This is a genomic window from Pseudocitrobacter sp. CD920760 (genome assembly GCF_057782505.1).
On the sequence record NZ_CM173490.1, the window covers coordinates 232,333 to 246,245 of the forward strand.

Below are 13,913 nucleotides of genomic sequence, written 5' to 3' on the forward strand. Positions count from 1 at the left end.
GGATGGAGTAATGGATGCACAGCGCCCGTGAAGGCAGAGGCATAAAGCTGAATTACTCTTGTTCCCTTCGCAGGTATTAGCCTGATCAGGTTCCGCGGATCCCGAATTAACGGTCTCAGCCTGTGTTTTCACACGTGGCACTCCGACAAGATGTAGCCCCATAAATGGGACGATGAATGTAAACTACGCGTTAATGCGTAAAATCTCAAGCGGGACGTTTGATCCCGGCGCTATCGTGCATCGCATCCAGCACGAGCATGATGAGCTTATCTTCGAGCACAAAACGTGCCTCCAGCGCCTCGCCGATATCCGACAATGCTTGTTGAAATTCAAAGCAATTATCGTGATCGATGGCCGTCTCCAGGCTGGAGTCGTAATAGTCCATAATCAACTGGGTGTTGGCTTCCAGCTTGGGCCAGATTTTAGTGGCCGTTAAAAGCGCGGCGTCGCCTTCCAATTTATGGAGAATGCGTTCATAAATACTGAAGTGGCAGGAGGAGAGGTAGTCCACCAGTCGCTGACAAAAATCATCCAGTGCTTTTTCATTCAGCCGTATAAACGATTCTTTGCCAGGCTTAATCCCAATCAGGTTGGAATAAGCGACAAGCAATTGCTTGCGTATGTTGAGCCAGCGGTCGACCAGTTTGTTACTGCCTCCAACATGCTCCGTCAGGCTTTCGAGCTGGTTTAACATGTGATTGACTCCGCACAAGTGGGTTTAAAGACTGCGCACTAAGATGTAACGATAATGTAAATAACATGCCAGTGAAGCAAAGGTAGTGCAATAGATATGGATCGTATAATTGAAAAATTAGACATCGGCTGGTGGGTCGTCAGCCATGAGCAAAAATTATGGCTGCCGGGCGGAGAATTACCCTGGGGCGAAGCGGGAAAATTCGACCTTGCGGGGCAACGCGCGCTGCTGATTGGTGAATGGCAAGGCTCGCCGGTGTGGCTGATTCAGCAACAGCGTCGTCATGATATGGGCTCGCTGCGGCAAATTCTCGACCAGGATGCCGGGCTGTTTCAACTCGCCGGGCGCGGCGTGCAGCTGGCGGAGTTCTACCGCTCGCATAAATTCTGCGGCTACTGTGGGCATACCATGCACCCCAGCAAAACCGAATGGGCGATGCTGTGCGACCACTGCCGTCAACGCTACTATCCGCAAATCGCGCCCTGCATCATCGTCGCCATTCGTCGCGATGACACCATCCTGCTGGCGCAGCATACGCGTCATCGCAACGGCGTACACACCGTGCTGGCCGGGTTCGTTGAAGTGGGCGAAACGCTGGAGCAGGCCGTCGCGCGCGAAGTGATGGAAGAGAGCAGTATAAAAATCAAAAACCTGCGTTATGTCACCTCCCAACCGTGGCCGTTCCCGCAATCACTGATGACCGCGTTTATGGCCGAGTATGACAGCGGCGATATCGTGATCGACCCCAAAGAGCTGCTGGAAGCCAACTGGTATCGCTATGACGATTTACCGTTACTGCCGCCGCCGGGAACCGTCGCCCGTCGACTCATTGAAGATACTGTCGCACTCTGCCGGGCAGAGTATGAGTGACACTCATGTTACACTGGCGTGAAAGAGCTCAAGGAATGGAAAAATGACCGAACTGAAAAACGATCGTTACCTGCGTGCGCTGCTGCGTCAGCCTGTAGATGTCACCCCTGTCTGGATGATGCGCCAGGCGGGCCGCTATTTACCGGAATATAAAGCGACCCGTGCCCAGGCCGGGGATTTTATGTCCCTGTGCAAAAACGCCGAGCTGGCATGCGAAGTCACACTTCAGCCGCTGCGCCGTTACCCGCTGGATGCGGCCATTCTGTTCTCCGATATTCTGACTATCCCGGATGCAATGGGCCTCGGGCTCTATTTTGAAGCGGGCGAAGGCCCACGCTTTACCTCGCCGATAACCAGTAAAGCGGATGTTGATAAGCTGCCGATTCCGGACCCGGAAGGCGAACTGGGTTATGTGATGAACGCGGTGCGTACGATCCGCCGCGAACTGAAAGGCGAAGTGCCGCTGATTGGTTTCTCCGGCAGCCCGTGGACGCTGGCGACCTACATGGTCGAAGGCGGCAGCAGCAAAGCGTTTACCGTGATTAAAAAGATGATGTATGCCGAGCCGCAAACGCTGCATCTGCTGCTCGATAAACTGGCGAAAAGCGTCACGCTCTATCTGAATGCGCAGATTAAAGCCGGTGCGCAGTCGGTGATGATTTTCGACACCTGGGGCGGTGTGCTCACCGGGCGTGATTATCAGCAGTTCTCGCTGTATTACATGCACAAAATTGTCGATGGTTTGCTGCGTGAAAACGACGGGCGCCGCGTGCCGGTGACGCTGTTCACCAAAGGCGGAGGGCAGTGGCTGGAAGAGATGGCGGAAACCGGCTGTGATGCGTTGGGTCTCGACTGGACCACCGATATCGCCGATGCGCGTCGCCGTGTGGGCCACAAAGTGGCACTGCAGGGCAATATGGACCCATCCATGCTTTACGCACAGCCTGCGCGCATCGAGGAAGAAGTGGCGACTATTCTGGCGGGCTTTGGCAAGGGCGAAGGCCACGTCTTCAACCTCGGTCACGGCATCCATCAGGATGTGCCGCCGGAACACGCCGGGGCGTTTGTCGAGGCGGTACATCGCCTCTCTGCGCCTTATCATCAGTAAGGAGTGGTTATGGATCTCGCGTCGCTACGCGCTCAACAAATCGAACTCGCTTCTTCCGTGATCCGCGAGGATCGCCTGGATAAGGATCCGCCGGATCTGATCGCCGGGGCTGACGTGGGTTTTGAGCAGGGCGGTGAAGTGACGCGCGCGGCGATGGTGCTGTTGAAGTATCCATCGCTTGAGCTGGTGGAGTATCAGGTGGCGCGTATTGTGACCACCATGCCCTACATTCCCGGCTTCCTGTCATTTCGTGAATATCCGGCGCTGCTGGCGGTGTGGGAAAAGCTGTCGCAAAAACCGGATTTAGTGTTTGTCGATGGTCACGGTATTTCGCATCCGCGTCGTCTGGGTGTTGCCAGCCATTTTGGCCTGCTGGTGGATGTGCCGACGATTGGCGTGGCGAAAAAGCGCCTCTGCGGCACGTTTGAGCCGCTCGACAGCGAACCCGGCGAGTTATCACCGCTGATGGATAAAGGCGAGCAACTGGCGTGGGTATGGCGCAGTAAAGCGCGCTGCAACCCGTTGTTTATCGCGACGGGGCACCGCGTTAGCACTGACAGCGCGCTTTCATGGGTGCAACGCTGTATGAAAGGCTACCGTCTGCCGGAGCCAACACGCTGGGCGGATGCCGTCGCATCCGAACGTCCGGCATTTGCGCGGCTTACAGCAAAATAACCACAATTCAGGTAAACTGCGGCTAATTTCCGCATTTGAGAACTCATCATGTTACAAAACCCGATTCACCTGCGTCTGGAGAAGCTGGAAAGCTGGCAGCACGTCACCTTTATGGCCTGCCTGTGCGAACGCATGTACCCGAACTACGCCATGTTCTGCAAAGAGTCAGAGTTTGGCGACCCGCACGTTTATCGTCGTATTCTGGATCTCATCTGGGAAACGCTGACGGTAAAAGATGCCAAAGTGAACTTCGATAGCCAGCTTGAAAAGCTGGAAGAAGCGATCCCGGCGGCGGACGATTTCGACATGTACGGCGTTTATCCGGCGATCGATGCCTGCGTCGCGCTGAGCGAACTGGTGCATTCTCGTTTGAGCGGTGAAACCCTGGAACACGCCATCGAAGTCAGTAAGAGTTCAATCACTACCGTCGCGATGCTGGAGATGACTCAGGCTGGTCGCGAAATGACCGATGAAGAGCTCAAAGAGAACCCGGCAGTGGAACAGGAATGGGACATTCAGTGGGAAATTTTCCGAGTTTTAGCGGACAGCGAAGAACGGGACGTTGAACTGATAAAAGGCCTGCGCGCAGACCTCAAAGAGGCTGGCGAGAGCAATATTGGTATAAATTTTAAGCAATGAGACAACAAAACGTGATTTACCGCCTGAATTGTCGTGCCTGAAGGCTTCCCTTCCGCCCCCCGTCTGGTCTACATTTGGGGGGCGAAAAAAAGTGGCTATCGGTGCGTGTATGCAGGAGAGTGCTTTTCTGGCATTTTCGTCGCACTCGATGCTTAGCAAGCGATAAACACATTGTAAGGATAACTTATGAACAAGACTCAACTGATTGATGTAATTGCAGACAAAGCAGAACTGTCCAAAACCCAGGCTAAAGCTGCTCTGGAATCCACTCTGGCTGCTATTACTGAGTCTCTGAAAGAAGGCGATGCTGTACAACTGGTTGGTTTCGGTACCTTCAAAGTGAACCACCGCGCTGAGCGTACTGGCCGCAACCCGCAGACCGGTAAAGAAATCAAAATCGCCGCAGCTAACGTGCCGGCATTTGTTTCTGGCAAAGCACTGAAAGACGCAGTTAAGTAAGACCGCGTGGCAGTGAACAGTTTTAGCGAAGGGGTGGTCTCACCCCTTTTGTCTATCTGGCGCTCCGTGGCGGCGTTGGGTGGCGTACTGTTGCTTTCTGCCTGTAGCCATAACAGCGCGTTGCCGCCATTCACCGCCAGCGGCTATGCCGACGACCAGGGCGCTGTACGCATCTGGCGCAAAGACTCCGGCGGAGAAACCCATCTTCTGGCTGTTTCCAGCCCGTGGCACAATGGGGCCACCACAACCAGCGAATACCGCTGGCAGGGCGATCAGCTCTCGCTGATTGAACTGAATATCTACAGTAAACCTTCCGAACATATTCGTGCCCGTTTTGACAGTCGCGGTGAACTGAGCTTCATGCAGCGGGAAGTTGACGGACAAAAACAGCAGCTTTCCAGCGATCAGATAGCGCTATACCGCTACCGTGCTGAGCAAATCCATCAGACCAGCGACGCCTTGCGTCAGGGGCGCGTGGTACTGCGCCAGGGGCGCTGGCATGCAGATCATAGCGTAACGACCTGCGAAGGCGAGGTGGTGAAGCCTGACCTCGACAGCCGCGCGCTGGCGCATGTTGAGAATCGCCAGCGTCGTTCATCGGTAGAGGTGAGCATTGCCTGGCTGGAATCATCTGAAGGGACACAACTGCTGCTGGTGGCTAACCAGGACTACTGTACCTGGCAGCCAACAGAAAAAACCTTCTGATCACCAGTGGTTCATGCCGCGCGAGTTCCCTCGGTCATGATTCCCCTGGCATCCGCCATAACCCATGCCTGCATCGTGAGTGAAACCCGCCTGGGCCATCGCAATATCTCGCTTAACGTTCAGCGCATCTAGCGATTGGCGTAATGTTTCCATCTCTTTGGCCGTCGCATTAATTTTGCTGGCGTCCGGCGCCGTGGCGGTTAGCAACGCGTTGTATTCATAGCGTTTCGACATCAGTTGCTGGCGCAGCGTACCCGACTGCGCGGCATAGTCATTATCAATTTTTTGCGCGGCGGCCTGTTGCTCTGTCGTGAGTGCCCGGCCATTTTGCTGCCAGTCGTGACCATTGTTACCGTGATGGCGGGCGAACGCCGGGCTTGCGCTCATCATTGTTAAAGACAGTGCAACCAGCGCCAGTGCTAATTTGTTATTCCGTTTCATGGTCTTATCCTCAAGGTAGGGGTATCACGTTGACTGTTGCATCTTCCATGCCAGAAAGGGAAATGCCGTCTCATGCGGTAATCGCAACTACGTCACGGTAAAAGCGGGTAAAAATGACCCGGTCGTTGCGTTATGGCGCGTCATTTTTACTCATTGAGCGCGTGCATTTGTGTCACAGAGCAGAACAACACGCGCGCAAACATGGCATGATTTCTGCTGATACAGGGAACCCACCGCCGATTGAACGGAAGCAAGTCATGTCACAATCAAAAGACTCTCTGGCCATTAGGCTGAGTATGTTGCTACCCGCCATTATCTTCGTACTGGTGGGGCTTTTTGCCGTAACGGTGATTCGCGATTTCGGACGAGCGAGTCAGGCCGACCAGCAAGCGTTGCTGGAAAAAGGCAATGTGCTCATTCGGGCGCTGGAGTCAGGCAGCCGTGTCGGTATGGGCATGCGGATGCATCATGCGCAGCAGCAGGCGCTTCTGAAAGAGATGGCGGGCCAGCCGGGTGTGGAATGGTTTGCGGTAACGGATGCGCAAGGCGTTATTGTTCTGCACAGCGATGCTAGCCGCGTGGGGACGCTACTTTACTCTCCCGAAGAGTTGCAAAAACTTAGCCCCGGCCATGACGTTCAATGGCGGAATACGGAGATGTCTGACGGAATGCCCACAATGGAAATCTATCGTCAGTTCCAGCCCGTGCGCCACGGCATGCACAACATGGCTCGAGATGAGCGTAACGGCTTTTCCGATCAAACGATTTTTATCGCCGTGGATGCCAGCGATTTCATGGCGACGCGGGCGGCTGAATGGCGCAATACCCTGATTATCCTCTTCGCCCTGGCGACGGTCTTGCTGGCAAGCGTATTGTCATTCTTCTGGTATCGCCGCTATCTGCGCTCGCGCCAGCTTCTACAGGATGAAATGAAGCGCAAAGAGAAGCTGGTGGCGCTGGGGCATCTGGCGGCAGGCGTCGCCCACGAAATCCGTAACCCGCTTTCCTCAATTAAAGGGCTGGCGAAATACTTTGCCGAACGCGCGCCTGCGGGGGGCGAAGCGCACCAACTGGCGCAGGTAATGGCGAAAGAAGCCGACCGTTTAAACCGCGTGGTAAGCGAGTTGCTGGAACTGGTCAAGCCAACGCATCTGGCTTTGCAGGCGGTGGATCTCAACACTCTGATTAACCACTCATTACAGCTGGTAAGCCAGGATGCAAACAGCCGGGAGATCCCGTTACGTTTTACCGCCAACGACACATTACCGGAAATTCAGGCCGATCCGGACAGGCTGACTCAGGTCCTGTTGAATCTCTATCTCAATGCCATTCAGGCGATTGGTCAGCATGGCGTGATTAACGTGGCGGCCAGCGAAAGCGGCGCGGGCGTGAAAATCAGCGTTACCGACAGCGGTAAGGGAATTGCGGCGGATCAGCTTGAAGCCATCTTCACCCCGTATTTCACCACGAAGGCCGACGGCACCGGGCTGGGGCTGGCGGTCGTGCATAACATCATTGAACAGCATGGTGGAACTATTCAGGTCGCAAGCCAGGAGGGAAAAGGCGCAACGTTCACCCTCTGGCTTCCGGTCACTATTACGCGTAAGGACCCACAAGGATGACGCACGATAATATCGATATTCTGGTGGTGGATGATGACATTAGCCACTGCACTATCTTGCAGGCATTGCTGCGCGGCTGGGGCTATAACGTATCGCTTGCAAACAGCGGGCGACAGGCGCTGGAGCAGGTGCGGGAACAGGTGTTTGATCTTGTGCTTTGCGATGTGCGAATGGCAGAGATGGATGGCATCGCCACGCTCAAAGAGATCAAAGCGTTAAACCCGGCGATTCCGGTACTGATTATGACCGCGTACTCCAGCGTCGAGACGGCGGTAGAGGCACTGAAAACCGGGGCGCTGGATTATCTCATCAAGCCGCTGGATTTCGATAACCTGCAGGCGACGCTGGAAAAGGCGCTCGCGCATACGCACAGTGTCGATGCTGAAATACCTGCGGTGTCCGCCAGCCAGTTCGGGATGGTTGGTAAAAGCGCAGCGATGCAACACCTGCTCGGTGAAATTGCCCTTGTCGCGCCATCGGAAGCCACGGTGCTGATCCACGGCGATTCCGGTACCGGTAAAGAGCTGGTCGCCAGGGCGATTCACGCCAGTAGCGCACGTAGCGAAAAACCGCTGGTAACGCTCAACTGTGCTGCACTCAACGAATCCTTGCTGGAATCTGAATTGTTCGGTCACGAAAAAGGGGCGTTTACCGGGGCCGACAAACGGCGGGAAGGGCGCTTTGTTGAGGCGGACGGCGGCACGCTGTTTCTCGATGAAATTGGCGATATCTCGCCGATGATGCAGGTTCGTCTGCTGCGTGCGATTCAGGAGCGCGAAGTTCAGCGTGTCGGCAGCAACCACACCATCTCGGTTGATGTCCGGCTGATTGCGGCGACCCATCGCGATCTTGCCGCAGAGGTAAATGCCGGGCGTTTTCGCCAGGATCTCTACTATCGCCTGAACGTGGTGGCGATTGAAGTACCGTCGCTGCGGCAACGGCGGGAGGATATTCCTCTGCTGGCTGGCCATTTTCTTCAGCGCTTTGCCGAACGTAATCGCAAGGCGGTAAAAGGCTTTACGCCCCAGGCGATGGATTTGCTGATTCATTACGACTGGCCGGGAAATATTCGTGAACTGGAAAACGCGGTGGAACGGGCGGTGGTGCTACTGACCGGGGAATATATTTCCGAACGCGAGCTGCCGCTGGCGATTGCCAGTAGGCCGATCCCGCTGGCGCAAAGTCAGGATATTCAGCCGCTGGTGGAAGTGGAAAAAGAGGTGATTCTGGCGGCACTGGAGAAAACGGGCGGCAACAAAACCGAAGCCGCCCGTCAGTTAGGGATCACGCGTAAAACGCTATTGGCAAAACTGTCGCGTTAGTTCTGCTCGCGTTCGATAGCGCGCCAGCCGATATCTTTCCGGCAGAAGCAGTCGTCCCAGTGGATATCGGTCATTAAGGCATAAGCGCGTTTCTGCGCTTCTGCCACGGTATGACCCAGCGCGGTGACGCACAGTACGCGCCCGCCGCTGGTCACTACCTGCTCGTCATCTGCCAGTTTTGTGCCCGCGTGGAACACTTTGCCGTCAGCCACTTCTTCCAGCGGCAGGCCGTGGATCACATCGCCGGTGCGGTAATCGCCCGGATATCCACCCGCAGCCATCACCACGCCGAGAGAAGCACGTTCATCCCACTCGGATGTTTTCTCGTCCAGTTTTCCTTCACAGGCCGCCAGGCAGAGCTCAACCAGATCGGACTTCATGCGCAGCATAATCGGCTGGGTTTCTGGATCGCCAAAGCGGCAGTTAAATTCGATAACCTTCGGATTGCCCTGTTTGTCGATCATCAGGCCCGCGTAGAGAAAACCGGTGTAGGTGTTGCCTTCCGCCGCCATGCCTTTCACGGTTGGCCAGATGATGCGTTCCATGGTGCGCTGATGAACTTCATCGGTTACTACCGGCGCAGGGGAGTAAGCGCCCATCCCGCCAGTGTTTGGCCCGGTATCTTTATCGCCTACGCGTTTGTGATCCTGGCTGGTGGCCATCGGCAGCACATGCTCGCCGTCCACCATCACGATAAAGCTCGCTTCTTCGCCATCGAGGAACTCTTCGATAACAATGCGATGACCCGCGTCGCCAAAAGCGTTGCCCGCCAGCATATCGTGAACAGCCGCTTCCGCTTCTTCCAGCGTCATCGCCACGATAACGCCTTTCCCGGCAGCCAGACCGTCCGCTTTAATGACGATTGGCGCACCTTTCTCACGCAGATACGCCAGCGCAGGTTCTACCTCGGTGAAGTTCTGGTATTCCGCCGTAGGGATTTTATGGCGGGCCAGGAAATCTTTGGTAAACGCTTTTGAGCCTTCCAGTTGCGCGGCACCTGCGGTTGGGCCGAAGATTTTCAGCCCGGCGGCGCGGAAGGTATCAACCACGCCTTTCACCAGCGGCGCTTCCGGGCCGACGATGGTTAGATCTACCTTTTCGTTTTGCGCGAAATCCAGCAGCGCCGGGATATCGGTCACGCCGATAGCGACGTTTTGCAGCGTGGGTTCCAGCGCAGTGCCTGCGTTACCCGGAGCAACAAAAACAGTCTCAACCAGCGGCGACTGGGCCGCTTTCCAGGCCAGCGCGTGCTCGCGCCCGCCGTTACCAATCACTAATACTTTCATCTGTCGCTCCATTAATGGCGGAAGTGGCGCATGTCGGTGAAGAGCATCGCAATACCGTGCTCGTCGGCGGCGGCAATCACTTCGTCATCACGGATAGAACCGCCAGGCTGGATTACGCAGGTCACGCCCGCAGCGGCGGCGGCATCAATACCGTCGCGGAACGGGAAGAACGCGTCAGAAGCCATCGAGGAACCTTTCACTTCCAGACCTTCATCGGCAGCTTTAATACCGGCGATTTTCGCGGAGTACACGCGGCTCATCTGGCCCGCGCCAATTCCGATGGTCATATTGTTTTTGGCATAGACAATGGCGTTGGATTTCACAAACTTCGCTACTTTCCAGCAGAACAGCGCATCACGCAGTTCCTGTTCGGTCGGCTGGCGTTTGGTGACGACGCGCAGTTCTTCCGCGCCGACCATCCCCAGGTCACGATCCTGAACCAGCAAACCGCCGTTCACGCGTTTGAAATCAAGACCCGGAACACGCTCGCCCCACTGACCGCAGGTCAGGACGCGAACGTTCTGTTTGGCGGCGGTGATTTTCAGGGCTTCTTCGCTGGCGGACGGCGCAATAATCACTTCGACAAACTGACGAGAAATGATGGCCTGCGCGGTTTCAGCATCCAGCTCGCGGTTAAAGGCGATAATGCCGCCGAATGCGGAGGTTGGGTCGGTTTTGTACGCGCGATCGTAAGCATCAAGAAGGGAATTACCGATAGCCACGCCGCAAGGGTTGGCGTGCTTCACAATCACACATGCCGGCTCGGCGAACTCTTTCACGCACTCCAGCGCCGCATCGGTATCGGCGATGTTGTTATAAGAGAGGGCTTTACCCTGAACCTGGGTTGCGGTGGCAACGGAGGCTTCTTTCACATTCTCTTCTATATAGAAGGCAGCCTGCTGGTGGCTGTTCTCGCCGTAGCGCATATCCTGCTTCTTAATGAAGTTCAGGTTCAGCGTGCGCGAGAAGCGACCGGCGGCTTCTTTGCTTTCGCCGTGGTAAGCCGGAACCATGCTGCCGAAATAGTTGGCAATCATGCTGTCGTAGGCGGCGGTGTGTTCGAAGGCTTTGATGGCGAGGTCGAAACGGGTTGCAAGCAGAAGCGATCCTTCGTTGGCATCCATCTCATTAATAATGGCGTCGTAGTCGCTGCTCTTCACGACGATTGCGACATCTTTATGGTTCTTGGCGGCGGAGCGCACCATGGTTGGGCCGCCGATATCGATGTTCTCAACCGCATCTTCCAGCGAGCAACCTTCACGGGCCACGGTCTGGGCGAACGGATACAGGTTAACAACCACCATATCGATAGGTTGGATCTGATGTTCTTCCATAATGGCATCGTCCTGGCCGCGACGGCCCAGAATGCCACCATGTACTTTCGGATGCAGGGTCTTCACGCGTCCATCCATCATCTCCGGGAAACCGGTGTAATCGGAAACTTCGGTTACCGGCAGACCTTTTTCTGCTAACAGACGGGCAGTGCCCCCTGTAGACAGCAGCTCCACACCGCGTGCGGAAAGTGCCTGGGCGAATTCGACGATACCGGCTTTGTCAGAAACACTGAGCAGAGCGCGGCGGACTGGACGACGTTGTTGCATGGTAAATCCCCTGGATTTGACTATTACAGAGAGCGTTAGCTGAATTTTTCGCGAAAAACTCAGCTAACGCCCCTTACGGGGTATCCTTGTTTTGCGGTGGCATTGTAACGAAAACGTTTGCGCAACGCTCGCGAATTTTTCTTTTTCATTTGAGCTATCCGGATTATTCGGTCACGATACCCTTTATAGAGAGAAAAGATCTGCCTGGTTGTGGATAACTCTGTGGTTAAGTTGGTATAAAGCGGGGTTTTGCTGTGGATTTCAGCAATCGGTAAAATTACCGCATATTTAGGGTTGCAGCCTCACGAGAACTCCCTATAATGCGCTCCCACTGACACGGCAGATGTGAATCACTTCACACAAACAGCCGCTTCGGTTGAAGAGAAAAATCCTGAAAATCAGGGTTGACTCTGAGAGAGGAAAGCGTAATATACGCCACCTCGCGACAGTTCGCTAAAGCGCGTCGCAACTGCTCTTTAACAATTTATCAGACAATCTGTGTGGGCACTCAATGATACGGATTCTTAACGTCGCAAGACGATAAATGAATACCAAGTCTCTGAGTGAACACGTAATTCATTACGAAGTTTAATTCACGAGCATCAAACTTAAATTGAAGAGTTTGATCATGGCTCAGATTGAACGCTGGCGGCAGGCCTAACACATGCAAGTCGAACGGTAACAGGAATCAGCTTGCTGATTCGCTGACGAGTGGCGGACGGGTGAGTAATGTCTGGGAAACTGCCTGATGGAGGGGGATAACTACTGGAAACGGTAGCTAATACCGCATAACGTCGCAAGACCAAAGAGGGGGACCTTCGGGCCTCTTGCCATCGGATGTGCCCAGATGGGATTAGCTAGTAGGTGGGGTAACGGCTCACCTAGGCGACGATCCCTAGCTGGTCTGAGAGGATGACCAGCCACACTGGAACTGAGACACGGTCCAGACTCCTACGGGAGGCAGCAGTGGGGAATATTGCACAATGGGCGCAAGCCTGATGCAGCCATGCCGCGTGTATGAAGAAGGCCTTCGGGTTGTAAAGTACTTTCAGCGAGGAGGAAGGTGTTGAGGTTAATAACCTCAGCAATTGACGTTACTCGCAGAAGAAGCACCGGCTAACTCCGTGCCAGCAGCCGCGGTAATACGGAGGGTGCAAGCGTTAATCGGAATTACTGGGCGTAAAGCGCACGCAGGCGGTTTGTTAAGTCAGATGTGAAATCCCCGGGCTCAACCTGGGAACTGCATTTGAAACTGGCAAGCTTGAGTCTCGTAGAGGGGGGTAGAATTCCAGGTGTAGCGGTGAAATGCGTAGAGATCTGGAGGAATACCGGTGGCGAAGGCGGCCCCCTGGACGAAGACTGACGCTCAGGTGCGAAAGCGTGGGGAGCAAACAGGATTAGATACCCTGGTAGTCCACGCTGTAAACGATGTCGACTTGGAGGTTGTGCCCTTGAGGCGTGGCTTCCGGAGCTAACGCGTTAAGTCGACCGCCTGGGGAGTACGGCCGCAAGGTTAAAACTCAAATGAATTGACGGGGGCCCGCACAAGCGGTGGAGCATGTGGTTTAATTCGATGCAACGCGAAGAACCTTACCTACTCTTGACATCCACGGAACTTTTCAGAGATGAATTGGTGCCTTCGGGAACCGTGAGACAGGTGCTGCATGGCTGTCGTCAGCTCGTGTTGTGAAATGTTGGGTTAAGTCCCGCAACGAGCGCAACCCTTATCCTTTGTTGCCAGCGGTTCGGCCGGGAACTCAAAGGAGACTGCCAGTGATAAACTGGAGGAAGGTGGGGATGACGTCAAGTCATCATGGCCCTTACGAGTAGGGCTACACACGTGCTACAATGGCATATACAAAGAGAAGCGACCTCGCGAGAGCAAGCGGACCTCATAAAGTATGTCGTAGTCCGGATTGGAGTCTGCAACTCGACTCCATGAAGTCGGAATCGCTAGTAATCGTAGATCAGAATGCTACGGTGAATACGTTCCCGGGCCTTGTACACACCGCCCGTCACACCATGGGAGTGGGTTGCAAAAGAAGTAGGTAGCTTAACCTTCGGGAGGGCGCTTACCACTTTGTGATTCATGACTGGGGTGAAGTCGTAACAAGGTAACCGTAGGGGAACCTGCGGTTGGATCACCTCCTTACCTTAAAGAACCGTTCCTTGAAGTGTCCACACAGATTGTCTGATGAAAAGTAAATAGCAAGGCGTCTTGCGATTGAGACTTCAGTGTCCCCTTCGTCTAGAGGCCCAGGACACCGCCCTTTCACGGCGGTAACAGGGGTTCGAATCCCCTAGGGGACGCCACTTGCTGGTATGTGTGAGTGAAAGTCGCCGACCTTAATATCTCAAAACAGACTGTTAAGTCTTGTTTGAGATATTTGCTCTTTAAAAATCTGGATCAAGCTGAAAATTGAAACGACACACTTTTAAGTGTGTTCGAGTCTCTCAAATTTTCGCAACACGATGGTGTTTTACGAAACAT

12 protein-coding genes, 1 tRNA gene, 1 rRNA gene and 1 riboswitch are annotated in these 13,913 nt (G+C 54.7%); of the genes, 10 read left to right on the forward strand and 4 right to left on the reverse strand.

Annotation, left to right across the window (positions count from 1 at the left end; translation table 11 throughout):
- Nucleotides 1–45 precede the first annotated feature (45 nt).
- Nucleotides 46–155: riboswitch (TPP riboswitch) on the reverse strand.
- A 50-nt stretch (nt 156–205) separates the two neighbouring features.
- Nucleotides 206–694, reverse strand: coding sequence for a sigma D regulator (gene rsd, locus AC1MKH_RS01070; protein WP_276224688.1), 489 nt, complete (start codon nt 692–694; stop codon nt 206–208).
- Nucleotides 695–790: 96 nt separating this feature from the next.
- On the opposite strand from rsd, the gene nudC reads away from it, so the two are divergent.
- The 6 genes from nudC to AC1MKH_RS01100 all read left to right on the forward strand — a co-directional run bounded on the left by nudC (nt 791) and on the right by AC1MKH_RS01100 (nt 5,150).
- Nucleotides 791–1,564, forward strand: a complete 774-nt coding sequence (gene nudC / locus AC1MKH_RS01075; RefSeq protein ID WP_276224689.1) for an NAD(+) diphosphatase — start codon at nt 791–793, stop codon at nt 1,562–1,564.
- Nucleotides 1,565–1,607: 43 nt separating this feature from the next.
- Complete coding sequence (hemE, locus tag AC1MKH_RS01080; RefSeq protein WP_276224690.1) at nt 1,608–2,672, forward strand: uroporphyrinogen decarboxylase; 1,065 nt, start codon at nt 1,608–1,610, stop codon at nt 2,670–2,672.
- Between the two features lie 9 nt (nt 2,673–2,681).
- Nucleotides 2,682–3,347, forward strand: a complete 666-nt coding sequence (gene nfi, locus AC1MKH_RS01085) for a deoxyribonuclease V (RefSeq protein ID WP_276224691.1) — start codon at nt 2,682–2,684, stop codon at nt 3,345–3,347.
- A gap of 48 nt (nt 3,348–3,395) precedes the next feature.
- Nucleotides 3,396–3,986, forward strand: coding sequence for a YjaG family protein (locus AC1MKH_RS01090; protein WP_015966373.1), 591 nt, complete (start codon nt 3,396–3,398; stop codon nt 3,984–3,986).
- A gap of 186 nt (nt 3,987–4,172) precedes the next feature.
- On the forward strand, nt 4,173–4,445 hold the full coding sequence (gene hupA, locus AC1MKH_RS01095) for a nucleoid-associated protein HU-alpha (protein ID WP_001044509.1): 273 nt from the start codon (nt 4,173–4,175) through the stop codon (nt 4,443–4,445).
- A 12-nt stretch (nt 4,446–4,457) separates the two neighbouring features.
- Entirely contained in the window at nt 4,458–5,150 is a 693-nt protein-coding gene (locus tag AC1MKH_RS01100; RefSeq protein ID WP_276224696.1) for a DUF1481 domain-containing protein, read from the forward strand.
- Here the strand turns inward: AC1MKH_RS01100 and zraP are convergent, their stop codons facing one another.
- A complete protein-coding gene (gene zraP, locus AC1MKH_RS01105) occupies nt 5,151–5,591 on the reverse strand; it encodes a zinc resistance sensor/chaperone ZraP (RefSeq protein WP_276224692.1) in 441 nt (146 codons plus the stop codon). It lies immediately after the preceding gene.
- A 257-nt stretch (nt 5,592–5,848) separates the two neighbouring features.
- Between zraP and zraS the strand changes: the two genes are divergently transcribed.
- Nucleotides 5,849–7,213 (forward strand): two-component system sensor histidine kinase ZraS, encoded by a 1,365-nt coding sequence (zraS, locus tag AC1MKH_RS01110; RefSeq protein WP_442961956.1) that lies wholly within the window; start codon nt 5,849–5,851, stop codon nt 7,211–7,213.
- The gene (gene zraR / locus AC1MKH_RS01115; protein WP_276224693.1) at nt 7,210–8,535 is read left to right on the forward strand and encodes a sigma-54-dependent response regulator transcription factor ZraR; all 1,326 of its coding nucleotides are present in this window, start codon (nt 7,210–7,212) and stop codon (nt 8,533–8,535) included. Before zraS ends, zraR begins: the two co-directional genes overlap by 4 nt.
- Here the strand turns inward: zraR and purD are convergent.
- Nucleotides 8,532–9,821: a phosphoribosylamine--glycine ligase gene (gene purD, locus AC1MKH_RS01120; RefSeq protein ID WP_276224694.1), complete on the reverse strand. Its 1,290-nt coding sequence runs from the start codon at nt 9,819–9,821 to the stop codon at nt 8,532–8,534. The two genes, zraR and purD, sit on opposite strands and share 4 nt — an antisense overlap.
- Nucleotides 9,822–9,832: 11 nt before the next feature.
- On the reverse strand, nt 9,833–11,422 hold the full coding sequence (gene purH, locus AC1MKH_RS01125; RefSeq protein WP_276224695.1) for a bifunctional phosphoribosylaminoimidazolecarboxamide formyltransferase/IMP cyclohydrolase: 1,590 nt from the start codon (nt 11,420–11,422) through the stop codon (nt 9,833–9,835).
- Between the two features lie 610 nt (nt 11,423–12,032).
- Here purH and AC1MKH_RS01130 point away from each other — a divergent pair.
- Nucleotides 12,033–13,574: ribosomal RNA gene (locus AC1MKH_RS01130) — 16S ribosomal RNA — on the forward strand.
- A gap of 85 nt (nt 13,575–13,659) precedes the next feature.
- Nucleotides 13,660–13,735 (forward strand) — tRNA-Glu (locus AC1MKH_RS01135).
- Nucleotides 13,736–13,913 lie beyond the last annotated feature (178 nt).

Excerpts from the sequence above, each read along its gene's own strand:
- rsd (WP_276224688.1), bottom strand. The coding sequence starts at position 694 with ATGTTAAACCAGCTCGAAAGCCTGACGGAGCATGTTGGAGGCAGTAAC.
- nudC (WP_276224689.1), top strand. The coding sequence starts at position 791 with ATGGATCGTATAATTGAAAAATTAGACATCGGCTGGTGGGTCGTCAGC.
- hemE (WP_276224690.1), top strand. The coding sequence starts at position 1,608 with ATGACCGAACTGAAAAACGATCGTTACCTGCGTGCGCTGCTGCGTCAG.
- nfi (WP_276224691.1), top strand. The coding sequence starts at position 2,682 with ATGGATCTCGCGTCGCTACGCGCTCAACAAATCGAACTCGCTTCTTCC.
- AC1MKH_RS01090 (WP_015966373.1), top strand. The coding sequence starts at position 3,396 with ATGTTACAAAACCCGATTCACCTGCGTCTGGAGAAGCTGGAAAGCTGG.
- hupA (WP_001044509.1), top strand. The coding sequence starts at position 4,173 with ATGAACAAGACTCAACTGATTGATGTAATTGCAGACAAAGCAGAACTG.
- zraP (WP_276224692.1), bottom strand. The coding sequence starts at position 5,591 with ATGAAACGGAATAACAAATTAGCACTGGCGCTGGTTGCACTGTCTTTA.
- zraS (WP_442961956.1), top strand. The coding sequence starts at position 5,849 with ATGTCACAATCAAAAGACTCTCTGGCCATTAGGCTGAGTATGTTGCTA.
- zraR (WP_276224693.1), top strand. The coding sequence starts at position 7,210 with ATGACGCACGATAATATCGATATTCTGGTGGTGGATGATGACATTAGC.
- purD (WP_276224694.1), bottom strand. The coding sequence starts at position 9,821 with ATGAAAGTATTAGTGATTGGTAACGGCGGGCGCGAGCACGCGCTGGCC.
- purH (WP_276224695.1), bottom strand. The coding sequence starts at position 11,422 with ATGCAACAACGTCGTCCAGTCCGCCGCGCTCTGCTCAGTGTTTCTGAC.